Genomic DNA, 24378 nt, shown 5'->3' with positions numbered 1-24378 from the left:
GGGTGCCCGAACGCCCGTTGTGCAAAACCTGTGCAAGTTCCCGCCAGTGCAGGGGCGTTGACTGGGCGTCGGCCACCCAGGAGGTAAACATCATGAGCACTGCCACCGGCACGCCCGTCCCGTTCGGCGTCCGTCACCTGATCTCGCCCCCGGCATCGAACAGTGAAGCGCCCGTCATCGCGTACAGCGAGAGGCTTCAGCTCAACGTCTCCGCCGAGGGCAACCCGTGGCACGCGATCACGGCCGAGATGCCCGAGACGCAGACCGAGACCAGCAACGGCGACGGCTCGGGCCCCGGCTCCGACTCCGGAACCGACCTGTACTGACATGGGATCCGTCCTCATCCTGACCGGCCGGGAAGACCTCACGGCCGACGCGGTGGTCGAGGAGCTGGTGAAGCGCGGGGAGACCGTCGTCAGGTATGACACTGCCGACTTTCCGACCGCTTCCCGTCTGGCCGCCTCCCTCACCGGAGACGGCTGGACGGGCCCCCTCACCGGCACCCGCACGGTCCGCCTGGAAACCGTCAAATCGGTGTGGTGGCGTCGCCCCGAGGAGTTCCGGACCCCCGACGACTGGCCCGGACACGCTCGGGCGCTCGCGGTCTCGGAAGCGCGATCGGGACTCCTCGGCGTTCTCGGCTCGTTGCCCGTCCGCTGGATCAACCACCCCTCGAGGGACGCCGCCGCGAACTACAAGCCCGTCCAGCTCGCCGTAGCTGCCCGCTGCGGACTCTGCGTGCCCCGCTCCATGATCACGTCCGACCCTGCATACGCCCGCACGTTCATGGGCGACGACATGGTTGTCTACAAAGGGCTCGGCGGTGGTGTGCTGGGCCCTGGGGGAAAGCGTCAGTTCCTCCCCGTGGTACTCGTCTCTGCCGAGCAGGTGGACGACGGGGTGAGCGGTACCGCCCACCTGTTCCAGGAGCGTGTGGAAAAGGCGTACGAGGTGCGCTTGACCGTGATTGGGGACCGCATGTTCCCAGTGGCCATCCACGCGGGCAGCGAGGCCGCGCTACTCGACTGGCGCACGGATTACCGGTCCCACAGGTACGAGGTGGCGAGTCTTCCCCCCGAGGTCGAGAAGCGGGTCCGCCGCCTCATGGACGAGCTCGGTCTGTTCTTCGGCGCGCTTGACTTCGCCGTCACGCCCGAGGGGCGTTGGGTCTTCTTCGAAGTGAACCCCAACGGCCAGTGGCATTGGCTTGCTGTCAGAGCCGGGGTGCCGCTCGTTGAAGCCATGGCTGATGCACTGCAAGGAGTGGCCGCATGACCGAAGCGCCCGAATGGACCGCCGCCGCTGGTGCCCTCGCCGACAAGGTGACCGCGAACGCGCCCGGATGGCATGAAGCGGTCAGCAACACCCCACGCCACCAACTCGTCCCGCGATGGTGGCGCCGAATCCTGGACAGCCCCACGCAGGAATGGGAGTTGGCGAGCCCGCCCGAGCGCTCCGCCGAGCTGCTGCGCGCCGCCTACACGGACGAGACGCTCGTGACCCGCGTCGGTCCCACACACGCCGACCACGCGGCCCCTGGCGAGCACGGGATGGGTGACCCCACCTCGTCCAGCACTCTGCCGGGACTCATCGTGTCCATGGCCCATCGACTCGATGTGCAGCCGGGGCAACGTGTGCTGGACGTGGGTACCGGTTCCGGGTACTCCGCCGCTCTGTTCGCGCGTCGCTTCGGGGACGAGTACGTGACGAGCGTGGACGTGGACCCGTACTTGGTCGAGGCTGCCCGGACGCGTCTCGCCGGGTTCGGGCGAACCCCTCGGCTGGAGGCTGTCGACGCGACGGGGGAACTCCCCGACACCGAGTACGACCGCATCATGGCGACCGTGTCCGTGCGACCCGTCCCCGCCTCGTGGCTCCGCGCGCTCCGCCCCGGGGGACGAGTCGTCACGACCGTTGCTCACACCGCCCTGCTGATCACGGCGGACATGGGCACGGACGGGATTGCGCGGGGCACGGTCCAGCCCGATCCGGCGACGTTTATGGAGACCCGGCGCGAGGCGGATTACCCGGGGAAGCTGGACGACGTGTTCGTGGCTGCCCGAGTGCGCGAGGGCGAGGACGTACGGGCCCCCGAGGGAGCGATTCCCGACCTGTGGCAGGAATGGCCGCTCCGGTGGCTGTTCGAGCTGAACACACCCGGGGTCGAGACCCGCGCGGCCACGTACCCGGACGACGGCCGGCGCGTGGTGTGGCTGCTCGCTGCGGACGGATCGTGGGCCCGGGCCGAGGACGGGACGTCGCCCGTGGTGCACCAGGGTGGCCCTCGCCGGCTCTGGGACGCCCTGGAACGTGTCCGCAGGAGGTGGGAGGAGAACGGCAGGTTCCCTCTGCACTCGTTGCGCGCGGAACTCTCCCCCAAGGGCAGCCGCCTGGTGACGCCTGACGAGTCTTGGCGTTTCCCCATCTGACACCGCCCTGTGTCGACGGGGGGAAGAGCTTGTCGAGATCCACGAGGATGTTCTGAGGGAGGGTGTCCATGTTCTTGGCCGGTGATGCGTGGGCCGCGCGCTTCGAGAACTTCCAACGGGAAGCGTGGCGCCTCGAGACCCTGCCGCAGTACCTCATGCCGCAGGAAGCGGAGGAGTTCCAGGTGTTCTGTGACGGCGTACGCATCGACCCCGCGACGGTCCACAACGAGTACACGGACCGACTCCGTCGACAGGCGGCGGAGGGGCGCGTTCAAGGACGCGTCCATGTCGTCACTCGTCCTCTGTCGCGGTATCTGCGGTTCGAGTTCTCCCAGTACTACCGGCCGCATCTCTTGGCCGGGGAGCAGATCCGCATTCTCGACGTGACCGGCCGACCCCACCCTCTTGAGGGGGTATGAGCCGGACGGGAAGCAGATCAACCGCGAGGTATTCGGGTGCGGCGATGTGACCCGGTTCATCGAGTACCAGCGAATCGCGGTAGCTGAGTCCCTGCCCTTCGAGGAGTACGCGAAGGGCCTTGGTCTTTGAACCTGAAAGGCGATGAAGAAGCCCCCCGGACGTAAGTCCGGAGGGCTTCGTGCTGACCAACCCGGCGTCAGCCCAGGTCGGGCGCCTAGAACTAGACGTTCACGCCGAAGTCCTGGGCGATGCCGACCAGGCCCGAGGCGTAGCCCTGGCCGACCGCGCGGAACTTCCACTCGGCGCCGTTGCGGTACAGCTCGCCGAAGACCATGGCGGTCTCCGTCGCGGCGTCCTCGGAGAGGTCGTAGCGCGCGATCTCCGTGCCGCCGGCCTGGTTGATGATGCGGATGAAGGCGTTCCGCACCTGGCCGAAGTTCTGCGAGCGGTTCTCGGCGTCGTAGATCGAGACCGGGAAGACGATCTTCTCGATGTCGGCCGGGAGGCCCTCGAGGTTCACGTTGATCTGCTCGTCGTCGCCCTCGCCCTGGCCCGTGACGTTGTCACCGGTGTGAACGATGGTCTGGTCCGGCGTCGCCTTGTTGTTGAAGAAGACGAAGTGCTGGTCCGAGAAGACCTTGCCCTGGGTGTTCACCGCGATCGCGGAGGCGTCCAGGTCGAAGTCGGTGCCAGTGGTGGTGCGGACGTCCCAGCCGAGGCCCACGGTGACGGCGGTCAGGCCCGGAGCCTCCTTGGTGAGCGAGACGTTGCCACCCTTGGACAGGCTTACTGCCATTGTTGGGAGTCCCTTCCCTCGTTGCATACGTACGGGCTTCGTACTGGGGACGAAGCTACCGTCACCCCTAACAACGCGGACCAGGGTCCCCAGGGTTCCGCATCGCTTTACTTTCTTTACCCGTCTCCGCGGAGAAGCGCGCGAAAAGCGTGTGACGTGAGCCCGACAGGCGCGGGACCATGGAGGCATGTCCGGTCCCCATGTCATCCGCGGCTCCGTCTCCCTGCCCGAGGCCGAGCTCATGTGGCGTTTCTCGCGGTCGTCAGGGCCGGGTGGGCAGCACGTGAACACGAGCGACTCCCAGGTCGAGCTGCGGTTCGACCTCGCGAACACGGACGCGCTGCCCGAGGTGTGGAAGCAGCGCGCCCTCGAACGGCTCGGGCCGCGGCTCGTGGACGGTGTCGTCGCCGTACGCGCGAGTGAGCACCGGTCGCAGTGGCGGAACCGGGAGATGGCGGCGACACGGCTGGCTTCTCTGCTCGCCGAGGCGACCGCGCCGCCGCCGAAGCCGCGGCGTGCGACGAAGATTCCCCGTGGCATCAACGAGCGGCGGCTTCGCAACAAGAAACAGCGGAGCGAGACCAAGCGGGGGCGCTCCGGGCGGGGCTGGGGCTGACCCCGCGACGTCGCGTCGCAGGGCGCCCTGCCAGGGGCGCGCGCTAGCCCAGGCTGCGGTAGCGGCCTCGGAAGTACGTGAGGGGGCCACCTTCGCCGCTCGGTACTGACGCGGTCAGCACGCGGCCGATCACCAGCGTGTGGTCACCCGCCGGCACCGACTGCTCCGTGCGGCACTCCAGCGTCGCCAGCGCGCCGCCCACCATCGGGGCGCCGGACGCGGAACCCCGTACGTAGGGGATGTCCTCGAAGAGGAGGCGGTCGCTGATGCGGCCCTTCATCGCGAAGCGGCCCGCGATGTGGCGCTGGCTCTCGGCGAGCACCGACACCGCCCACAGCGGCTGCTCGGCCAGCAGGTCGTCCATCCGGGAGCCCTCGCGCAGGCTGACCATGACCAGGGGCGGGTCGAGGGAGACCGAGAGGAAGGCCGTGGCCGTCATGCCCACGTCCTCGCCCATCGGGGCGGTCGGGTCGTCCGGGTCCAGGCCGGGCTCGCGCGCCGTCACCAGGACCACGCCCGCCGCCAGGCGGGACATCGCCGCGCGGAACTCGTCGTTGCTCACCCCATCAGCATGCCCATCCGGTGACGGGGAACGTGGGGCAGGCGGGGCCGGGAGAGTCTTCAGTACGTGAGCCACATCGTCGAAGCTAGCCCGTGGGTGTCATACAAAACATCGGGCTGTGGGCCCAGAGGGGTCCTAGGTCCGGCGGCGGACGTCCCGGCGGCAGACGCCCGCGCGGCCCGTGGCACGCAGTGCCGCGCCTGCGGTGGACTAGTCCAAGGGACTGGACCAACGGCGGCTGCTCACCTGTGACTTGAGTCACAGGACCCATATTTTGTTGACCCTGTGTACCGAGTGAGCTGCTCGCTGTGATTCAGTGACGGTGGCAATCAGACAATGGACGTCAGTGAAAGACACTGAGGGCACAAAGGCACAAGGTCAAGGTCACGGAAGACCACCGCCAACAGAGGTCCACACCGAAGATCACTGCACCGAAGAACACCGCACCGAAGAAGACTGCGGGCGCCGCGCATCCTGGAGTTGCTGTCGAGGTCTCGGGGAGAACGAGCATGGAGACCGAGTCGGAGCCGTACGTCCGTCTTGCGACCCTGCGGCAGCTGCACCAGGTGGTAGCGGAGCTGAACACGGCCCGGAGCCTGGCGGACACGCTGCAGACCGTCGCCGACGGAGTAGTCAACGGCCTTGGCTATGAATTGGCATGCGTCAATCTCGTGCGCCCGGACGGCGACCTCGTCGTCGCCGCCTTCGCCGGCAACCCCTCCGCCGAGGCCCTCATCACCGGACGCGTCGGCTCCCGCGACGCCTGGGAGCGCCGCCTCGCCATGGGCGAGGCCTGGGGAGCGCTGCGCTTCATCTCGTACACCGAGGGCTGGGTCCTCGACGACGACGACGTCCCGCAGTGGTACACCGAGGGCCCCGAACCGCGCTTCGAGGACGAGTGGCACCCCTCCGACCGCCTCTTCGCGCCCATGTACGCGACCGGCGCCGCCGGCGGCGAACTCCTCGGCGTGATCTCCGTGGACCGGCCCCGCAACGGCCGCAGGCCCGGCGCCTGGGGCCGCGAGGCCCTCCAGATGTACGCGTTCCAGGCCGCCATCGCGATCAGCAACGCCCGCCTCCGCGCCAACATGCAGCGCGCCCTGGTCCGCCTGGAGCGGGAACAGCAGGCACTGCGGGCCAGCGAGGAGTCGTTCCGGCAGGCCTTCGAGTACGCGCCCTCCGGCATGGCCATCGCCGAGATGGGCGGCGACCAGCACGGGCGGATCCTCCGCACCAACGACGCCCTCTGCCGCCTCCTCGGGCGGCCCGCATCCGCCATGCGGCGCTACTCGTTCTCCGACCTCGTCCACCCCGAGGACATCGGGACGCTGCTCCGCACCAGCGCCGAGGGCGGCCGCGCCGAACTGCGGCTCGCACGGCGCGACGGGACGTACGTGTGGGTGTCGCTGCGCAACTCCGTCGTCGCCGACGCCGCCGACGGGCCCCGCTTCCTGCTCACGCACGTCGAGGACATCGAGGACCGCAAGCGCCGTGAGCTGCAGCTCGCCCACCGGGCCAGCCACGACTCCCTCACCGGACTGCCCAACTCCGCCGAACTCCGCGCCCGCCTCAGCGCCCGCCTCTGTCGCAGGCCCCACGCGGGCCAGCCCAGCGCGGTGGACTCCCTCGACGCGGCCTACGAACACGGCTTTGACTTCGGGCACGCCTCCCACCAGCAGGAAGAGGGCTTCGACCACCACGTGCACACCGTCGCCCCCGAGGGCCGCGACGGCGACGTCGACGACGGCACGAAGGGTCTCGCCGTCCTCTTCTGCGACCTCGACGGCTTCAAGTCCATCAACGACCGCTTCGGCCACCACACCGGCGACGCCGTCCTCATCGAGGTCGCACGGCGTCTCACCAGCGGGGTGCGGGACGGGGACACCGTGGCCCGGCTCGGCGGCGACGAGTTCGTCGTCCTCGCCGACGGGCTCGGCCGCGCCGACGCCCAGGATCTCGCCGTCCGGCTGCGGAACGCGATCATCCCGCCGATCCGCGTCGACGGAAGAGCGGTCCGCGTAGGGGCAAGTTTCGGCATCGGATGGGCCCACTGCGGGATGTCGGCCGACGAAGTGTTGCACTCCGCTGACCAGCGGATGTACGTGGAGAAACGGTCACGTGCCAAACAGCACAGGCGGGCCGGATAGCGCCCTGGGTGAGGCCGACGCCACCCCTTGGCCGCCACGGGACCGGGTAGGCTCCCCGCGTCAGCGATGTGAGGGAGTGACCAGGGAATGACGCCCGGCAATAACGGCGAGAACACGCCGAGCGCGCCGCAGGGCGACGACGATCCGTTCGGCTACCTGTACGAGGACGGACAGGCCGCCGGAGCGACCCCGCCCGGCGGCGGGGGCGGCTACGGGTACCCGGGGCCCCGGTCCTCGTACAACCAGGTCCGCGCGGTCGGCGACCGGCGCCCGGCGTACGGCCAGCAGACCTACGGCGGCCAGCAGACGTACGGCCAGCAGGTCCCGCACCAGCAGACCCAGCAGCCCCAGCAGAGCTACGGGCAGCCCAACGCGCACTACACCGCCCCCGAGGCGCAGCCCGGCGGCGCGACCGTCGCGTCGCCGCAGTACGCGCCCGCGGGTGGTGGTGGCGGGGGGCGTAGCCGCGGGCCGAACACGAAGGGCCTGCTGATCGCGGCGGTCGCCGTCGTCGCGGTCGTCGCGCTCGGCATCGGCGCCGCGCTGATCACCGGCAACGACGACGACAAGGGCGCCGACGCGGGAGCGTCCAACACTCCGTCGCAGGCCGAGAGCGTCAAGCCCAGCGAGAAGCCGACCAAGAAGCCCGCGCCGAAGGCGGAACTCCCCGAGACGGACGCGAAGGCCCTGAAGCTGGAGGGCGGCACGACCACGGCGTCCGACATCAAGGGCGCCAAGGCGGGCGGCGGGGTGTACGTCGCCGGACTCAACAATGTCGGGGCGTCCGTGACGTGGACGGTCGACGACATTCCGAAGAGCGGGGCCTACACGCTCTTCGTGGGCTACGGCGTGCCGGGCAAGGACGCCGAGACCACCCTCGCGGTGAACGGCAAGGTCTCCGAGCGCAAGCTCCGCATGGGCAATTTCGCGAACGCCGAAGAAGGTGCCTGGGACAAGGGCTGGACGTACACCTACGTGTACGCGGAGCTGACCAAGGGCACCAACACGTTCACGGTCTCCTGCCAGCAGGGTGACCAGTGCGACGCCAACCTGGACCGGTTCTGGTTGAAGGCTGGTCACGTGAAGAAGTGACCGCGCGGACACCGACGCGAAGCGCCGCTCGACCGGGACCTTCCGGTGGAGCGGCGCTTCTGTTCGGTCCGAGGCTGGGGCCGGTCCGAGGCCGAGGACTCAGGGGCCCACACGGCGATGCTCGTGACCACGAAGGGGGTGGCGCTGGTTGCCGGACTGGTTCGACACCGTGCGCGTACCGCCGCGGCGGAAGTGGGCTGTACGGCGGCGATCGGGAGGGTGGCGGGTCCGATATGCAGAGGTAAACCCCTCAAGCCATGAACTGCTGGAAATGCGCCACCGTTTCCGCCACGGCCTCCCGCGCGGGCGCCATGTACTTGCGCGGGTCCACCGCCGACGGCTGCGCATCGAGGAACGCCCGCACCGCCCCGGTGAACGCGGTGTTGAGGGCCGTGCCCACGTTCACCTTCACGATGCCGGACGCGACGGCGCGGCGGATCTCCTCGTCCGGTACGCCACTTGAGCCGTGCAGGACGAGGGGGACGGGCACGGCGGTCGCGAGGGCGGCGATCAACCCGTGGTCCAGGGACGCCGTGCGCTCCGTCATCGCGTGCGAGGAGCCCACCGCCACCGCGAGGGCGTCCACGCCCGTCTCCGCGACGTACGCGGCCGCCTCCGCCGGATCGGTCCGCACCCCCGGCGCGTGCGCGTCCAGCGGCGCCTCACCCTCCTTGCCGCCCACCTCGCCGAGCTCCGCCTCGACCCAGATGCCGCGCTCGTGGCCCCAACGGACGGCGTCCGCCGTCGCCTTCACGTTCTCGCCGTACGACAGTTTCGACGCGTCGAACATCACCGAGCTGAAGCCCTCGGGGTGTGCGGCGCGCAGCAGCTCGACGTCCGTGACGTGGTCGAGGTGGAGGGAGAGCGGTGCCGACGACGCGCGGGCCACCGCCGCCGTCGCCGCCGCGATCGCGGAGAGGCGGCCACCGTGGAATTTCACCGCGTTCTCGGATATCTGCAGGATCGCGGGGGCCCCCGTCCGCTCCGCGCCCAGCGCGACCGCCTCCGCGTGCTCCAGGGTGATGACGTTGAACGCGGCGACGCCGTGACCCGCGGCGCGGGCCCCCGAGACGAGTTCGCCGGTGCTGACCAGTGGCACGGTTCTCCCCAGTTGCTCCAGGCCCCTCGCCATCGCTCCGGGCCGATTGCTTCAGGTGGTGCGGAGGTTCAGGCCGCGGTGACCTGCCCGGTCACCGCGACACGAGGCAGCAGATCTTCGTACGTTGCCGCATCGAACTCACCCGCCACCGGCGCCACCACCGTCGCCGCCGACAGGGCCACGGCGCGGGCCAGGCGATCCGGCCACGGGAGGTGTTCGGCGAGGCCCGACAGGAGGCCCGCGACCGCCGAGTCGCCGGCGCCGGTCGGGTTGCCGCGGACCCGCTTCGGGGGGCGGGCGCGCCAGCCGCCGTCGGCGGTGACCGCGAGGAGACCGTCGGCGCCGAGTGAGGCGACCACGGCGTGGGCGCCCCTGCGGCGGGCGTCGCGGGTGGCCCGGTCGGGCTCGTGGGAGCCGGTGAGCTCGGCGAGTTCGTCCGCGTTGGGCTTGACGACGTCGGGGCGGGCGGCGACGCCGCGGCGCAGCGGTTCCCCGCTCGTGTCGAGCAGGACGGGGACACGGGCCGCGCGTGCGGACCGTATGAGCAGGGCGTACGCGCCGACGGGGACGCCGGGGGGCAGGCTGCCGCAGAGGGCGACCGCGGCCATGCCGTCGCGGCGCACCAACTCCTCGTAGGAGTCGAGGAAGGCGGCCCACTCGGCGGGGGCGACGGCCGGGCCCGGCTCGTTCAGCTGCGTGGTGTCGCCGGTCGCCGCGTCGACGACGGCGACGGTGCGGCGGGTGGCGCCCGCGACCGGGGCGAGGGCGTCCGTGATGTGCGGCTCGGTGGCGAGGCGGTCGCGCAGGGCACGGCCGGTGTCGCCGCCCGCGAAGCCGGTGACGGTGACGTCGTGGCCGAGGGCGGCGAGCACGCGGGCGACGTTCAGGCCCTTGCCGCCGGGGCGTTCGGTCACCTCGGTGACGCGGTGCGAGGCGTGCGGGGTGAGCGCGGGGACGCGGTAGGTGATGTCGAGCGCGGCGTTCAGCGTGACGGTGAGGATCATCCGTACCACCCCCGAAGTGCCTGTTCGCTCGACGTTCTCAGTGACCTGCTCAGTGACGTTCTCAGAGCTCTGATCATGCCAAACAGAAGGCGGTTGGCCCAGGGGTGGGGGCCAACCGCCTTCTGTTCGGGTGGGGTTCGGGGGGCGTTGTCGGTTAAAAGGGTTCAACCACCCATTCACCCTTGCGCATCACGCCCTTGACGTCGAACGCCGCGTCCAGGACCACCAGGTCCGCGTCCTTGCCGGGCTCCAGGGAGCCCACCTTGTCGTACTGGCCGAGGAGCTTCGCCGGGTTCGCGGAGATGGCGCGGACGGTGTCCTCCACGGACAGCCCGTCGACGGTCACCGAGCGCTTGAACGCGCGGTCCTGGGTCAGGGTCGAGCCCGCGATCGAGCCGCCCTCGACGAGCCGCGCCACGCTGTCCTTCACCTCGACCTCCAGCGGGCCGAGCATGTAGCGGCCGTCGCCAAAGCCTGCCGCGTCCATCGCGTCGGTGATCAGTGCGACGCGGTCCGTGCCCGCGTGGTGGAAGGCCAGCTCGAAGGCGGCCGGGTGGAGGTGGGTGCCGTCGTTGATGAGCTCGACGGTGATCCGCTCGTCCTCCAGGAGCGCGGCGATCGGGCCCGGGGCGCGGTGGCCGAGGCCCGGCATGGCGTTGAACAGGTGCGTGGCGACGGTGGCGCCCGCGTCGATCGCCTCGACGGTCTGCTCGTACGTCGCGTCCGTGTGGCCGACGGCCGCGATGACGCCGTGCTCGGCGAGGAGACGTACGGAGTCGATGCCGCCGGGGAGTTCGGTGGCGAGCGTGACCATCCTGGCCTGGCCGCGTGCCGCGTCGAGGAGCTTGCGGACGTCGGCGGGGTCGGGGTGGCGGAGGAGTCCCTCGCTGTGGGCGCCCTTGCGGCACGGGGAGATGAACGGGCCCTCGAAGTGGATGCCCGCGAGGTCGCCCTGCTCGGCGAGTTCGGAGAGGATGCCCGCGCGCTGGGCCAGGAAGTCCATCTCGCCGGTGACGGTGGAGGCGACGACCGTGGTGGTGCCGTGCAGGCGGTGCGTGTGGATGCCCTTCAGCACGTCCTCGACGGTGCCCGAGGTGAAGGAGGCGCCGCCGCCGCCGTGGTTGTGGATGTCGACGAAGCCGGGAACCAGCCAGTGGCCGGTGAGGTCGATCGTCTCGGCGTCGGCGGGAGCGCTCCCGCGGATGCGGCTTCCCTCGACGATCACTCGGCCGTCGGTGAGGGTCCCGGTGGGCAGTACCACCTGTGCACCGGCGAGAACCTTGCTAGTGGCCATCAGGTGGGTACCTCCGTGGGGTGGGTGGTGTTGTCGGGGGTGGTGTTGTTGCGAGTGGTGTTGTCGGGGGTGGTGATATCGGGGGTGCTGTTGTCGGGGGTCGTGTCTTTCGAGGGTTCTTCGTCGACCAGGTCCCAGGCCAGCAGGCCCGCTCCCAGGCAGCCCGCCGTGTCGCCGAGCGCCGCGGGGACGATCTCCGGGAGCGTCTGGAACTGGACGACGCGCGCCGCGACGGCGGCCCGCAGCGGCGTGAACAACGTTTCCCCCGCCTCGGCCAGGCCGCCACCGATGATCAGGGTCTGCGGGTCCAGCAGAGTGAGGGCCGTGAGCAGGCCGTCGGCCAGGGCGTCGACGGCGTTCCGCCAGACCTGCTGGGCCCTCGGGTCGCCGGACTCCACGGCCTTCGCGCAGTCCGCGGCATCCGCCTCGGGGTCGCCGCTCGCCTCCGCCCACGCCTTGCTGACCGCCGACGCGGACGCGAGGCGCTCCAGGCAGCCGCGCTGGCCGCAGCCGCAGGGCGGGCCGCCGGGGCGTACGACGATGTGGCCGATCTCGCCGGCCGAGCCGTGCGCGCCCGGCTCGATGGCGCCGCCGATGCCGATGGCGCCCGCGATGCCGGTGCCGAGGGGCACGAACAGGAAGCGGTCGGCGCCCTTGCCGGCGCCGATGCGGCCCTCGGCGAGGCCGCCCGTGCGGACGTCGTGGCCCAGGGCCACGGGGACGCCTTCCAGGCGGGTGCTGAGGAGGTCCCGGAGGGGGACGTCGCTCCAGCCGAGGTTCGCCGCGTACACGGCGATGCCGCGGTCGGCGTCGACGATGCCGGGGACGGCCACTCCTGCCGCTGCCGCGGGTTCGCCGTGGTTCGCGATGCCGTGGGCGCGGAGGTCCGCGGCGAAGTCGAGGATCGACTCCACGACCGCGTCGGCGCCGCGGTCGCGGCGCGTGGGCCGGCGGGCCTCGTGCAGCAGGGTGCCGTCCGCCCCTACCAGGGCGGCCTTCATTCCGGTGCCGCCCACATCGAGGGCGATGACGTGTCTCACGGGAACAGTCTCGCGCGTCGGCCTTGAGAGGTCTAGTCCACTTCGGGGTCCCGTGTCGGGGCGGAGGTCCTTTTCGGGGGCGTGTCACCGTTTTTGCCTCGCCGTCGGGCATCCCACTCCGCCGCTCCGCGGCGGTTCTCCCACCCGCCCACCCGTTGCCCCGCGCCTGTCGCCCCCGGCAAAGCTCCGCCGCTCCGCGGCGGACTGTCCCACCTTCGGGCGCCGTCGCAACCGTCCAGCCTGCCTGCGTTGCCCCGCACCTGCCGCCCCCGGCGGAACTCCGCCGCTCCGCGGCGGTTCTCCCACCCGCCCACCCCGTATCCCGCACCTGCCGCCCCCGGTAACGCTTCGCCGCTCCGCGGCGGCTCCTAGGGGGCGGGGTGGTGCGGGGTGAACGGGTGGGTGGGTGGGAGTGATCCGCCGCGGAGCGGCGGTTCAGGGTGGTTCGCCCTCCCGCCAGGCGGGAGGGCGGGAGGGAGTCGCCGCTGGGCGGCGGTTCGGGTGTTCCGCCCGGCCGCCCGTCCCCGGGGGAGGGCAGGCCCCGGCGGGCGGGCGGCTTTCGTGGGGGAGCCGTGGCTCGGCTACTGGTGGGGGCGCCCCGCCAGAATCACGCTGCGCGTGAGGTTGCGCGGGTGGTCCGGGTCGTAGCCCCGGGACTCCGCCAACGCCACCGCGAGCCGCTGCGCGCGGATGAGGTCGGCGAGGGGGTCGACCTCCTGGCGGGCGACCAGTTCGCCGCCGACGCGGGCCACGTCCTCCGCCAGGCCGTCCGGCAGCATGCCGAACATCCAGGCCACCCGGCCAGGGCCGGTGATGGAGATGGGACCGTGGCGGTACTCCATCGCCGGGTAGGACTCCGTCCACGCGCCCGCCGCCTCCCGCATCTTGAGGGCGGCCTCCAGGGCGAGACCGTACGTCCAGCCGCGGCCGAGGAACGTCCACTGTTCCGCGCCGACCACCGACGCCGGCAGCGGCTCGGTCACCGCGAGTTCCGCGTCCACCGCCGCTTCCTGCACCGTCTTCAGGCCGGGGACGTGGCCGAGACCGGCGCGCAGGAAGGCGAGGGCCGTCGTGGCGAAGCGGGTCTGGACGACGGATTCCTCGTCCGCCCAGTCCAGGACCGCCACCGAGTCCGCCGCGTCCATGACGGGCGTCTTCGGGTCGGCGGTGAGCGCGAGCGTCGGAACCGTGCCCTTGAGGCGGTTCAGGAGGTCGAGGACCTCCGTCGTCGTGCCGGAGCGGGTGATCGCCACGACGCGGTCGTAGGTGCGGCCCGCCGGGAACTCCGACGAGGCGAACGCGTCCGTCTCGCCGAGGCCCGCGGCCTCGCGCAGGGTCGCGTAGGCGATGGCCATGAACCAGGACGTCCCGCAGCCGGTGACGGCGATCCGCTCACCGGGCCTCGGCAGGTCGTCGAAGGCGGCGGCCGCTTCCACCGCCCGGCGCCAGCAGGCGGGCTGGGTGGCTATTTCTTCTGCGGTACGCGACATGCGCCAAGGCTCCTCGTCAGTGCGGTGTGTTCGAGCGGTGTGGTCGAGCGGTGTACCGATGTGCCGTGCATGAACGTCCGGGGACCTGATGTGCATAGCAGTCGCCCCGCGCGGCCTGCAACGCCCGGGGCCCGTGGGACGCCGTTGCACAAGTGAGACTCGGGTGGTGTAGACCTTGTGTCCGGACTCGGGAGAAAATCGCAGTTCGGCAAGGTGCGGAACGTAGAAGCAAAGCAATGAGGGTGGGACAGCTGTGCAGCGGCGCGTGACAGGTCTGACCGCGGCGGTGGCCGCACTGGGCATGGCGGGCGTGCTCGCCGGCTGCGGCGGTCCGGGCGACTCCGGTGACGTCACCCTCAAGCTGGTGGCCGCCGACTACGGCGACTCCGCGGCGAACAGCTCCAAGAAGTACTGGGACAAGGTCGTCAAGGGGTTCGAGGCCGAGAACCCCGGCATCAAGGTCGACGTCACCGTCCACTCCTGGAACGACGTGGACCGTGAGGTCAAGGAGATGGTCAAGAAGGGCGACGCCCCCGACCTGGCGCAGATCGGCGCCTACGCCGACTACGCCGCGCAGGGCAAGCTCTACGAGGCCGACGAGCTCCTCTCCATCGCCACGCAGGCCGACTTCCTGGCGCCGCTCTCGCGCGCCGGTGAGGTCAACCGCATCCAGTACGGCATGCCGTTCGCCTCCTCGACCCGCCTGCTCTTCTACAACACCAAGCTCTTCAAGGACGCGAACCTGACGCCGCCGCAGAGCTGGAGCGAGCTGCAGGCCGACGCGAAGGCCCTGAAGGCGCGCGGCGTGAAGATCCCGTACGCGCTGCCGCTCGGCCCCGAGGAGGCGCCCGCGGAGACGCTGATGTGGATGCTCAGCGGCGGCGGCGGTTACACCGACAACGTCGGGTCGTACGCGATCGACTCCCCGCAGAACGCCAAGACGTTCGCCTGGCTGCGGGACGAGCTGGTCGGCAAGGGCCTGACGGGTCCGACGGCGCCCGCGGAGATGAACCGCGCGGAGGCCTTCGCGGCGTTCTCGCGCGGCGAGGTCGGCATGCTCAACGGCCACCCGACGCTGATGAAGATGGCCGCCAAGAAGGGCGTGAAGTTCGGCATGGTGCCGGCGCCCGGCATCAACGGCAAGGCGCAGGCCACGATGGGTGTCGCCGACTGGATGATGGCGTTCAAGGAGAACGGCCACCGCAAGGAGGCCGGCAAGTTCCTGGACTACGCCTACAGCAAGAAGAACGTCCTCGACTTCTCGAACGAGTACGACATCCTGCCGGTGACGACCTCCGCGTCCCAGGAGATGGCGAAGGACCGCGGTCACACGGCGCTCGGCAAGTTCCTCGACGAGCTCCCGACCTCCGAGCTGTATCCGGTGGGCAAGACGTCGTGGGCGCAGGTCTCCGCGGACATCAAGAAGGACATCGGCAAGACCGTCGGCGAGGGCGGCAACCCGAAGTCGGTGCTCAGCCGCATCCAGAGCCGTGCGATGACCATGGAGAACGCCGAGTAGCGTGCTGGCATGACCGTTCACGACCCGGATGAGCCGGACGGCGGCACGGAGGACGTCCCGGGCGCCCTCTCCGACCGCGACCGTGCCGTGCTCGCCCTCGAACGGCGGCCGTGGCCCGGCCCCGGTGCCAAGGAACGGGCCATCCGCGAGGAGCTCGGGATGGGGCCGGTGCGCTATTACCAAATCCTGAACGCCCTTCTCGACGACACCCGCGCGCTCGCCCACGACCCGATTACGGTCAATCGGCTGCGCCGGGTGCGGGAGTCCCGGCGCGACGAGCGCTGACGCGGCTAAGGTCGGGCCCATGGGTGACCCTACGTACTCACAGTCGGACCTGCCCGAACCGTCCGAACCGTCCGGACCGGCCGGTCCCGCCGGTCCCGCCGACCCGTCCGGACCGCCCGAGCCCGTGACGCCCGCCGGGCGCGACGGCCTCGCCGCGGTCCTCGCCCGGCCCGAGCGCGCGGTCGTCGCACTCGACTTCGACGGCACGCTCGCCCCGATCGTCGCCGACCCGGAGCAGGCGCGCGCCCACCCCGACGCGGCGCGCGTGCTCGCCGCGCTCGCGCCGCGCCTGCGGTCGGCGGCCGTGGTCACGGGCCGCCCGGCGGGCGTGGCCGTGCGCTACGGCGGCTTCGCGGGCGTGCCGGGCCTCGAACACCTCGTCGTCCTCGGGCACTACGGCGCCGAGCGCTGGGACGCCGTCACCGGCACCGTGCGCGCCGCCGAGCCGCACCCCGGTGTCGCGGCCGTGCGCGCCGAGCTTCCCGGGTTCCTGGACGGGATCGGCGCCTGGCGCGGCACGTGGATAGAGGAGAAGGGGCGGGCCGTCGCGGTGCACACGCGCCGCGCGGAGGACCCGCAGGCCGCGTTCGACGCGCTGCGGGAGCCGCTCGACGAGCTGGCGCGCCGGCACGGCCTGATCGTCGAGCCGGGCCGCCTCGTCCTCGAGCTGCGCCCGCCCGGCATGGACAAGGGCGTGGCCCTCGCCGAGTACCTGCGGGAGGTCGGCGCCGAGTCCGTCCTGTACGCGGGCGACGACCTCGGCGACCTGCCCGCCTTCGGCGCAGTGGAGAAGCTCCGCTCGGAGGGTGTGGCGGGACTGCTCGTCTGCAGCGGCAGCTCGGAGGTCGCGGAGCTCGCGGGCCGGGCGGACCTGGTGGTGGACGGACCCGCGGGCGTGGTGCGGCTGCTGTCGTGGATCGGTGCGCAACTGCGCTGAGAGGCGCTCGCCTCGATTGCGGTGCGCGTCCGCGGGCCGTCGTGGGCTGGTCGCGGACGCCACCGACCCCGTAGGGGCGGGCAGTGTGCCTGCCGGACGCGGAGTCATGCCGCGGACCGTAGTGGCCGACTCCGCGCCGGGCCCATGGACAAACGCGATGGGGGTCTTGGACTGTCCGGGGTCAGCCGGTGAGTGCCCGCAGCTGGTCCAGGAACCACTGCGCGGGCGGCAGCGCGGTCGCCGCCGCCGCGAGGCGCTTCGTGCGTTCGGCGCGCTCTTCCCGCGGCATGAGCAGGGCCGCGTGCAGCGCGTCGGCCGTGGCCGTCACGTCGTACGGGTTCACGGTGAGCGCGTCCTCGCCGAGCTCCTCGTGGGCGCCCGCCTCCCGCGAGAGGACCAGCGCGCAGCCGTCGTCGGAGACGACGGGGACCTCCTTGGCGACGAGGTTCATGCCGTCGCGGATGGGGTTGACCAGCGCCACGTCCGCCATGCGGTAGGCGGCGAGCGAGCGTGCGAAGTCGTCCTTGACGTGCAGGACCACCGGGGTCCAGCCGTCCGTCCCGTAGGTGGAGTTGATTTCCGCGGCGACCCGGGAGACCTCTTCCGTGTAGTCGCGGTAGACGGCGAGGTCCTGCCGGGAGGGGTAGGCGAAGGCGACGTGCACGACACGCTCGCGCCACTCGGGGCGGGTCTCGAGGAGTTCCCGGTAGGCGAGGAGGCCGCGCACGATGTTCTTGGACAGCTCGGTGCGGTCCACGCGCACGATCAGCTTGCGCGGCTCGCCGTCCTGCTCGCCCGCCTGCTCCCGCAGCGCCCGCATCCGCTCCTCGACGTCGTCCCGCCGCGACCGCTCGCGCAGGAAGTCCGCGTCGGCGCCGAGCCCGTGCACCCCGATGCGGGTGCCCGACGTGCCGCCCACGACCCGCACGCAGCAGTCGGTGAACGCGTCGGCCCACCGCCCCGTGAGGAACCCGAGCCGGTCCGCGCCGAGCATGCCCCGCAGCAGCTGCTCGGCGACGTCGTCCGGCAGCATCCGGAAGTAGTCGGCGGGCGCCCACGGGGTGTGCGAGAAGTGGCCGATGCGCAGGTCCTCGCGGAGCTCGCGGAGCATGCCGGGGACCAGCGCCAGGTGGTAGTCCTGCACCAGGACGGCCGCCCCCGGTGCCGCCTCCCGGGCCAGCGCCTCGGCGAACGCCCGGTTGTACGTCTCGTACGCCGCCCACTGCGCGCGGAACTCCGGCCCGAAGGCCGGCTCCAGGGGCGTCTGGTAGAGCATGTGGTGGACGAACCACAGCACTGAGTTCGCGATGCCGTTGTACGCGTCCGCGTGGACGCGCGCGTCGATGTCCAGCATCCGCACGCCGGGCTCGCCGACGCCGCGCCGTACGGCCTCGCGGTCGCCCTCGCCGAGCGCCGCGCACACCCAGAGGGCGTCGGCCTCGTCGCCGATCGCGCTGAGTCCTGAGACGAGGCCTCCGCCGCCGCGCTTCGCGGTCAGCTCACCGTCCTCTCCGACGGTGTACGAGACGGGGCCGCGGTTGGACGCGACGAGGACCTGCGCTGCTGACGATGCGGACTCGGAGACCATGTGGCAAAACGTAGCCCGTCCCGTAAACCCTCAAACGTACGGAAGCCGCACTCCCTGAGAAGGGAATCCGACCGGCGTGTGCCGTCGTGTGTCGGCGTGTGCCGTGCGTGGGCCGCTGTGCCGGGTGGGTCAGTCGCGGCGTCCGCGTGCCGCGATGATCACCAGGACGCCGAGCCCGCAGAGTGTGGCCGCGGCCCCGCTGAAGAGCAGGGTCCGGGAGCTGCCCGTGTCGGCGAGCTCGGCAGGACCGGACCGGGCCTGCCGGGCCTCCTTGTGCGAGGCGGCCGTGGCGGCGGGCGCCGCGGCGAGGAACCCGGCGGCGACCACGGCGGCGACCGCGGCGGTGGCGAGCGCCAGTCCGGCCGCCCTCCGCATGACTCTCAAGGCGTCTTTTGTCCATGTACATCTGACCCTCATAAACCGCATAAAGGGCAATGTAGGCAAAGCGGATGATCTACGGTGGTTACGCCACGCGCCGGTGCGCGTACTCGGCGACATCCGCCATCGGCGGCCTCTCCTCCGTGTCCACCGGATGCGTCCTCGGCTCGAACCCGCCCTCGCCCCGGACGAACTGCGTGAGCTCGGGACGTACGAGATGACCGCGCGCCAGCCGCACCTGCGCCGTCCGGTAGATCGCCGCCGCCATCCGCCCGAGCGCCTGCCCGTCCTGGTGCCGGTGCCTGCGCACCCCCACGTCGACCTGCGCCAGCGCGTCCAGGCCCACGGTGTGCAGCGCGTCGACGAGCAGGCCCAGCTCCACGCCGTACCCGACGGGGAACGGCAGCCGCTCCAGGAGCGACCTGCGCGCCGCGTACTCGCCGCCCAGCGGCTGCACGAACCCCGCCAGCCGCGGCCAGTGCATGTTCAGGAGCGGCCGCGCCATCAGCTCCGTCACCCGGCCGCCCTGCCCGCCCGCCCCCGCGAGCGGCCGGTCGTACATCGCCTTCACGAACGCCACGTCCGGGTCGGTGAGCAGCGGGCCGACTATCCCCGAGACGAAGTCCGCCGAGAACTCCTTCAGGTCCGCGTCGACGAACGCCACGATGTCGCCGCTCGTCGCGAGCAGCGAGCGCCACAGCACCTCGCCCTTGCCCGCCACGGCCGGAAGGCGCGGCAGGATCGCGTCGCGGTGGACGACCTTGGCGCCCGCGGCGGCGGCGACCTCCGCCGTACGGTCCGTCGAGCCGGAGTCGACGACGAGCAGCTCGTCGACCAGCGGAACCCTCTCCATCAGCTCACGGCGGATCTCGGCGACGATCTCACCGACCGTCCCTTCCTCGTCGAGCGCGGGCAGCACGACGCTCACCGACGCGCCACCCGCCCGCTTGGCCGCGGCCAGCAGGTCCAGCGGGCGGTCGGCGACGGACCAGGAACGCCTGCTCAGCCAGTGCTCGACCTCTTCCAGCACGGTCGTGGTCCTCCCATATGTGATCCATCTCGCGGTTCGGACGACTATCTCAAGGGTCCGGGGCTTCGGTTACAGTCTTGAACAACGCCGGTGGCCATCGCATGTCGGGGTCACCACCGCGTTCGCCGACGACAATCGAAACTCACAATCGAATACCGCTCATCCAGAGGGGCAGAGGGATACGGCCCGTTGAAGCCCCGGCAACCACCCAGTCGGTCTCGCGCAGTCAAACGCAGCGAGGCTCCCGGCCGGCGAAGGTGCCAATTCCGTCTCGCGGCGAAATGCGTCGCGAGGAAGATGAGGAGAAAGGGCCTCGCCTCCATGGCTGTGCAGACTGTCGCCACCGAAAGCACCTCCGAGAGCACCTCCGGAAGCACCTCCGGAAGCGCCGCCTCTTCCGTGGACCTCGGGCCCGCGTCCGGCCTCTCCTGCCGTGAGTGCGGCACCACGTTCCCGCTCGGCCCGATCTTCGCCTGCGCCGAGTGTTTCGGCCCCCTCGAAGTCGCGTACGACCTGCCCCTCGGCGACCCGGAGGCCCTGCGCAAGCAGATCGAGGCAGGCCCCGCCAACATCTGGCGCTACGCCCCGCTCCTGCCCGTCCCCGCCGACGTGGCCGACAAGCCGAACCTGAACCCCGGCTGGACCAAGCTCGTCAAGGCCGACAACCTCGCGAAGGAACTCGGCGTCCAGCAGGGCAAATTGTTCGTCAAGGACGACTCCGGCAACCCCACCCACTCCTTCAAGGACCGCGTCGTCGCGCAGGCGCTCGAAGCGGCGCGCGCCTTCGGCTTCACCACGCTGTCCTGCTCCTCCACGGGCAACCTCGCGGGCGCGGTGGGCGCCGCGGCGGCCCGCGCCGGCTTCCGGTCCTGCGTGTTCATCCCGCACGACCTGGAGCAGGGCAAGGTCGTCATGGCCGCGGTCTACGGCGGCGAGCTCGTCGGCATCGAGGGCAACTACGACGACGTGAACCGCTTCTGCTCCGAGCTCATCGGCGACCCGCTGGGCGAGGGCTGGGGCTTCGTCAACGTCAACCTGCGGCCGTACTACGGCGAGGGCTCCAAGACCCTCGCGTACGAGATCTGCGAGCAGCTCGGCTGGGTCCTCCCCGACCAGCTCGTCGTCCCGATCGCGTCCGGCTCGCAGCTCACGAAGATCGACAAGGGGCTCAAGGAGCTCATCGCCCTCGGCCTCGTCGAGGACAAGCCCTACAAGATCTTCGGCGCGCAGGCGGAGGGGTGCTCGCCCGTGTCGGCGGCGTTCAAGGCGGGCCACGACGTGGTCCGTCCGCAGAAGCCGAACACGATCGCCAAGTCGCTTGCGATCGGCAATCCGGCCGACGGGCCGTACGTGCTCGACATCGCGCGGCGTACGGGGGGTGCGGTGGAGGACGTCGACGACGAGCAGGTCGTCGACGCGATCAAGCTCCTTGCCCGTACGGAGGGCATCTTCGCGGAGACCGCGGGCGGTGTGACGGTGGGCGTCACGAAGAAGCTGGTCGAGGCGGGCCTCATCGATCCCTCGCTGACCACGGTGGTCCTCAACACCGGGGACGGCCTCAAGACGCTCGACGCGGTCGCCGAGACGTCGCAGGCCACGGCGACGATCAAGCCGAGCCTCGAGGCGTTTCGCTCCGCGGGCCTTGCCGGTTAGTCGCCGTAGGGCCTGGTGTCCGCTGCCGGCAGCGGGTCGTGGTCCGTCCTCGCGCAGTTCCCCGCGCCCCTTCGGGGCGCCCCCGACGGGGCGCCTTTCCCATCCCGTACTTCTGAGGTGAACCCATGAGCGTCAACGTCCGGATTCCCACCATTCTCCGCACCTACACCGGCGGCAAGGCCGAGGTCGCCGCCGAGGGGGCGACCCTCGGGGAGGTCATCGCCGACCTGGAGAAGAACCACACCGGCATCGCCGCCCGCGTCCTGGACGACCAGGGCAAGCTGCGCCGCTTCGTCAACGTGTACGTGAACGACGACGACGTCCGGTTTGAGCAGGGTCTGGAGACGGCCACTCCGGACGGCGCGGGTGTCTCGATCATTCCCGCCGTCGCCGGCGGCTGATCTTTTCGCGAGCACCCTGCGTTATCTGAATTGCCCCCTCCGCGAGAGAAACGGAGGGGGCAATTCTGCATGGTTGAGCGCGGTACAGTTGGGAAGCGCGCTCCGCCGCTCGTGCCGAGCGCATATACGAAGTCGGCCTCAGGCCGACAAGAAGCAGCCAAAGAGCACTGCCCATTTAAGCCTTTTGCGGCTTTTGCCTGGCCCGACTTGCCCTGGATCCGGACGGAATCTCCGTATATTACCGATCGGGCGCGCCCAGAATTCTCGTCCGATTGACCTGTTGCAGACGGCAGTTGGACAGATACATTCAGCGGCGGTCGACGCGTTCCGGCGCACACCCCTACCAGTGGGGGGTGAGGTCTGACCCGGGTCCGCGAAGTGCGGTCCTGTGCAAGGGCCAGTAATAGGGGAGTTAGGCATGGCTCAGGGCACCGTCAAGTGGTTCAACGCGGAGAAGGGGTACGGCTTCATCGCGGTCGACGGTGGTGCGGATGTTTTCGTCCACTACAGCGCGATCCAGATGGACGGTTACCGCACCCTTGAAGAAGGTCAGCGAGTCGAGTTCGAGATCTCGCAGGGCCAGAAGGGTCCGCAGGCGGACATGGTCAAGCTCGCCGTCTAGCTCGGCGCGACCGACCACCGAAGCAAGCATCGCGAGGGGCCCGTATCCCGTCAGGGGTACGGGCCCCTCGTGTGCGCCGGGTCGCGCCCCGGTCCCTCCCCGGTTCCTCGCCGGGATCCGTGAGAGGCGCTTGCACTCGCAGGGGTCGAGTGCTAATCATTGGGCTTAGCACTCTCCCAGTGAGAGTGACAGAACTTGGATCGGGTCGGTGAGGCCCGCAGGCCGGGTGGGGCAAGGAACCACAAGGGCTGCAGGCCGTCCGTCGCGGGCATCTGCACGATCCGTTTTTGCGTTTCCACCCCGTCCGGGAGGACCACTTCACATGGCCAAGATCATCGCGTTCGACGAGGAGGCACGGCGCGGCCTCGAGCGCGGCATGAACCAGCTCGCCGACGCCGTCAAGGTGACCCTGGGCCCCAAGGGTCGCAACGTCGTCCTCGAGAAGAAGTGGGGCGCCCCCACGATCACCAACGATGGTGTCTCCATCGCCAAGGAGATCGAGCTCGAGGACCCGTACGAGAAGATCGGCGCCGAGCTGGTCAAGGAGGTCGCGAAGAAGACGGACGACGTCGCCGGTGACGGCACGACGACCGCGACCGTCCTGGCCCAGGCCCTGGTGCGCGAGGGTCTGCGCAACGTGGCCGCCGGTGCCAACCCGATGGCCCTGAAGCGCGGCATCGAGAAGGCCGTCGAGGCCGTCTCCGGCGCCCTGCTCGAGCAGGCCAAGGATGTCGAGACCAAGGAGCAGATCGCTTCCACGGCCTCCATCTCCGCCGCCGACACGCAGATCGGCGAGCTCATCGCCGAGGCGATGGACAAGGTCGGCAAGGAAGGCGTCATCACCGTCGAGGAGTCCCAGACCTTCGGTCTGGAGCTGGAGCTCACCGAGGGTATGCGCTTCGACAAGGGCTACATCTCGGCGTACTTCGCCACCGACATGGAGCGTATGGAGGCGTCGCTCGACGACCCGTACATCCTGATCGTCAACTCGAAGATCTCGAACGTGAAGGACCTCCTTCCGCTCCTCGAGAAGGTCATGCAGTCCGGCAAGCCGCTGCTGATCATCGCCGAGGACGTCGAGGGCGAGGCCCTGTCGACCCTGGTCGTCAACAAGATCCGTGGCACCTTCAAGTCCGTCGCCGTCAAGGCCCCGGGCTTCGGTGACCGCCGCAAGGCCATGCTCGGCGACATCGCCATCCTCACCGGTGGCACCGTCATCTCCGAGGAGGTCGGCCTCAAGCTGGAGAACGCCGGTCTCGACCTGCTCGGCCGCGCCCGCAAGGTCGTCATCACCAAGGACGAGACGACCATCGTCGACGGTGCCGGTGACAGCGACCAGGTCCAGGGCCGCGTCAACCAGATCCGCGCCGAGATCGAGAACAGCGACTCGGACTACGACCGCGAGAAGCTCCAGGAGCGCCTGGCGAAGCTCGCGGGCGGCGTGGCCGTCATCAAGGCCGGTGCCGCGACCGAGGTCGAGCTCAAGGAGCGCAAGCACCGCATCGAGGACGCCGTCCGCAACGCGAAGGCGGCCGTCGAAGAGGGCATCGTCGCCGGTGGTGGCGTCGCTCTCCTCCAGGCCTCCGCGGTCTTCGAGAAGCTCGAGCTCGACGGTGACGAGGCGACCGGCGCCAACGCCGTGAAGCTCGCCCTGGAGGCCCCGCTCAAGCAGATCGCCGTCAACGGTGGTCTCGAGGGTGGCGTCGTCGTGGAGAAGGTCCGCAACCTCACCGTCGGCCACGGCCTCAACGCCGCGACCGGTGAGTACGTGGACATGATCGCCGAGGGCATCCTCGACCCGGCGAAGGTCACGCGTTCCGCCCTGCAGAACGCCGCGTCCATCGCCGCGCTGTTCCTCACCACCGAGGCCGTCATCGCCGACAAGCCCGAGAAGGCCGGCGCTGCCGCCGCCCCGGGTGGCATGCCGGGCGGTGACATGGACTTCTGATCGACCTCTGGTCGATCACTGTCCTGAC

The 24378-nt window shown here is 70.6% G+C and carries 23 protein-coding genes, 1 pseudogene and 1 riboswitch; of the genes and pseudogenes, 14 read left to right on the top strand and 10 right to left on the bottom strand.

All coding sequences use genetic code 11. The annotated features are described in order from the left end of the window. The first annotated feature begins 92 nt into the window (after positions 1–92). From DEJ47_RS17225 to DEJ47_RS17210, 4 genes and pseudogenes are all read left to right on the top strand, one after another. The gene (locus tag DEJ47_RS17225) at positions 93–326 is read left to right on the top strand and encodes a hypothetical protein (RefSeq protein WP_150169343.1); all 234 of its coding nucleotides are present in this window, start codon (positions 93–95) and stop codon (positions 324–326) included. A 1-nt stretch (position 327) separates the two neighbouring features. Beyond that, positions 328–1275, top strand: a complete 948-nt coding sequence (gene tgmB, locus DEJ47_RS17220; protein ID WP_150169341.1) for an ATP-grasp ribosomal peptide maturase — start codon at positions 328–330, stop codon at positions 1273–1275. Further along, a complete protein-coding gene (locus DEJ47_RS17215) occupies positions 1272–2429 on the top strand; it encodes a methyltransferase domain-containing protein (protein ID WP_150169339.1) in 1158 nt (385 codons plus the stop codon). Before tgmB ends, DEJ47_RS17215 begins: the two co-directional genes overlap by 4 nt. Before the next feature lie 68 nt (positions 2430–2497). Further along, positions 2498–2978, top strand: a pseudogene (locus tag DEJ47_RS17210) (DUF6879 family protein). A 91-nt stretch (positions 2979–3069) separates the two neighbouring features. Here the strand turns inward: DEJ47_RS17210 and DEJ47_RS17205 are convergent. Further along, positions 3070–3645 carry a TerD family protein gene (locus tag DEJ47_RS17205; RefSeq protein WP_125513572.1) on the bottom strand — a complete coding sequence of 192 codons (576 nt, stop codon included), beginning with the start codon at positions 3643–3645 and terminating at the stop codon, positions 3070–3072. A 187-nt stretch (positions 3646–3832) separates the two neighbouring features. On the opposite strand from DEJ47_RS17205, the gene arfB reads away from it, so the two are divergent. Further along, positions 3833–4261: an alternative ribosome rescue aminoacyl-tRNA hydrolase ArfB gene (gene arfB, locus DEJ47_RS17200; protein WP_150169337.1), complete on the top strand. Its 429-nt coding sequence runs from the start codon at positions 3833–3835 to the stop codon at positions 4259–4261. Between the two features lie 43 nt (positions 4262–4304). On the opposite strand, the gene DEJ47_RS17195 is transcribed toward arfB, so the two are convergent. Beyond that, positions 4305–4796 (bottom strand): flavin reductase family protein, encoded by a 492-nt coding sequence (locus tag DEJ47_RS17195; protein WP_202456513.1) that lies wholly within the window; start codon positions 4794–4796, stop codon positions 4305–4307. 536 nt (positions 4797–5332) lie between these two features. On the opposite strand from DEJ47_RS17195, the gene cdgB reads away from it, so the two are divergent. Both cdgB and DEJ47_RS17185 read left to right on the top strand, forming a co-directional pair. After that, positions 5333–6970, top strand: a complete 1638-nt coding sequence (cdgB, locus tag DEJ47_RS17190; protein WP_150169335.1) for a diguanylate cyclase CdgB — start codon at positions 5333–5335, stop codon at positions 6968–6970. 87 nt (positions 6971–7057) lie between these two features. After that, the gene (locus DEJ47_RS17185) at positions 7058–8062 is read left to right on the top strand and encodes a carbohydrate-binding protein (RefSeq protein ID WP_150169333.1); all 1005 of its coding nucleotides are present in this window, start codon (positions 7058–7060) and stop codon (positions 8060–8062) included. Positions 8063–8312: 250 nt separating this feature from the next. Here DEJ47_RS17185 and DEJ47_RS17180 read toward each other — a convergent pair whose 3' ends face one another. The 5 genes from DEJ47_RS17180 to DEJ47_RS17160 form a co-directional block, all read right to left on the bottom strand. Continuing rightward, the gene (locus tag DEJ47_RS17180) at positions 8313–9161 is read right to left on the bottom strand and encodes a ketose-bisphosphate aldolase (RefSeq protein ID WP_150169331.1); all 849 of its coding nucleotides are present in this window, start codon (positions 9159–9161) and stop codon (positions 8313–8315) included. Between the two features lie 68 nt (positions 9162–9229). After that, positions 9230–10165: a 1-phosphofructokinase family hexose kinase gene (locus DEJ47_RS17175; protein WP_150169329.1), complete on the bottom strand. Its 936-nt coding sequence runs from the start codon at positions 10163–10165 to the stop codon at positions 9230–9232. A gap of 154 nt (positions 10166–10319) precedes the next feature. Further along, the gene (gene nagA, locus DEJ47_RS17170; protein WP_150169327.1) at positions 10320–11459 is read right to left on the bottom strand and encodes an N-acetylglucosamine-6-phosphate deacetylase; all 1140 of its coding nucleotides are present in this window, start codon (positions 11457–11459) and stop codon (positions 10320–10322) included. Beyond that, the gene (locus tag DEJ47_RS17165) at positions 11459–12499 is read right to left on the bottom strand and encodes an ROK family protein (protein ID WP_223828391.1); all 1041 of its coding nucleotides are present in this window, start codon (positions 12497–12499) and stop codon (positions 11459–11461) included. Before DEJ47_RS17165 ends, nagA begins: the two co-directional genes overlap by 1 nt. Before the next feature lie 581 nt (positions 12500–13080). Next, a complete protein-coding gene (locus DEJ47_RS17160; protein WP_150169325.1) occupies positions 13081–13989 on the bottom strand; it encodes an SIS domain-containing protein in 909 nt (302 codons plus the stop codon). A 301-nt stretch (positions 13990–14290) separates the two neighbouring features. Between DEJ47_RS17160 and DEJ47_RS17155 the strand changes: the two genes are divergently transcribed. The 3 genes from DEJ47_RS17155 to otsB are packed head-to-tail and all read left to right on the top strand — an operon-like array spanning position 14291 to position 16730. After that, positions 14291–15508, top strand: a complete 1218-nt coding sequence (locus tag DEJ47_RS17155) for an ABC transporter substrate-binding protein (protein ID WP_150175700.1) — start codon at positions 14291–14293, stop codon at positions 15506–15508. 9 nt (positions 15509–15517) lie between these two features. Further along, a complete protein-coding gene (locus tag DEJ47_RS17150) occupies positions 15518–15793 on the top strand; it encodes a DUF3263 domain-containing protein (RefSeq protein ID WP_150169323.1) in 276 nt (91 codons plus the stop codon). A 19-nt stretch (positions 15794–15812) separates the two neighbouring features. Beyond that, positions 15813–16730, top strand: a complete 918-nt coding sequence (gene otsB, locus DEJ47_RS17145) for a trehalose-phosphatase (protein ID WP_150169321.1) — start codon at positions 15813–15815, stop codon at positions 16728–16730. Positions 16731–16911: 181 nt separating this feature from the next. Here otsB and DEJ47_RS17140 read toward each other — a convergent pair whose 3' ends face one another. The 3 genes from DEJ47_RS17140 to DEJ47_RS17130 form a co-directional block, all read right to left on the bottom strand. Continuing rightward, the gene (locus DEJ47_RS17140; protein ID WP_150169319.1) at positions 16912–18318 is read right to left on the bottom strand and encodes a trehalose-6-phosphate synthase; all 1407 of its coding nucleotides are present in this window, start codon (positions 18316–18318) and stop codon (positions 16912–16914) included. Positions 18319–18447: 129 nt separating this feature from the next. Next, the gene (locus DEJ47_RS17135; protein ID WP_150169317.1) at positions 18448–18702 is read right to left on the bottom strand and encodes a hypothetical protein; all 255 of its coding nucleotides are present in this window, start codon (positions 18700–18702) and stop codon (positions 18448–18450) included. A 79-nt stretch (positions 18703–18781) separates the two neighbouring features. Continuing rightward, positions 18782–19726, bottom strand: coding sequence for a glucosyl-3-phosphoglycerate synthase (locus DEJ47_RS17130; protein ID WP_150169315.1), 945 nt, complete (start codon positions 19724–19726; stop codon positions 18782–18784). Between the two features lie 156 nt (positions 19727–19882). Beyond that, a riboswitch (SAM riboswitch) is annotated at positions 19883–20030 on the top strand. Here DEJ47_RS17130 and thrC point away from each other — a divergent pair. From thrC to groL, 4 genes are all read left to right on the top strand, one after another. Then, positions 20024–21379, top strand: a complete 1356-nt coding sequence (gene thrC, locus DEJ47_RS17125; protein WP_150169313.1) for a threonine synthase — start codon at positions 20024–20026, stop codon at positions 21377–21379. It overlaps the preceding riboswitch by 7 nt. 125 nt (positions 21380–21504) lie before the next feature. Next, a complete protein-coding gene (locus DEJ47_RS17120; RefSeq protein ID WP_150169311.1) occupies positions 21505–21780 on the top strand; it encodes a ubiquitin-like small modifier protein 1 in 276 nt (91 codons plus the stop codon). A gap of 418 nt (positions 21781–22198) precedes the next feature. Next, positions 22199–22402: a cold-shock protein gene (locus tag DEJ47_RS17115; RefSeq protein ID WP_005315736.1), complete on the top strand. Its 204-nt coding sequence runs from the start codon at positions 22199–22201 to the stop codon at positions 22400–22402. A gap of 322 nt (positions 22403–22724) precedes the next feature. Continuing rightward, a complete protein-coding gene (groL, locus tag DEJ47_RS17110) occupies positions 22725–24350 on the top strand; it encodes a chaperonin GroEL (protein WP_150169309.1) in 1626 nt (541 codons plus the stop codon). The last annotated feature ends 28 nt before the right edge of the window (positions 24351–24378 follow it).

The sequence above is a fragment of the Streptomyces venezuelae genome (assembly GCF_008642355.1).
GTDB lineage: Bacteria > Actinomycetota > Actinomycetes > Streptomycetales > Streptomycetaceae > Streptomyces > Streptomyces venezuelae_B.
This window is presented reverse-complemented; position numbering and strand designations above follow the sequence as displayed.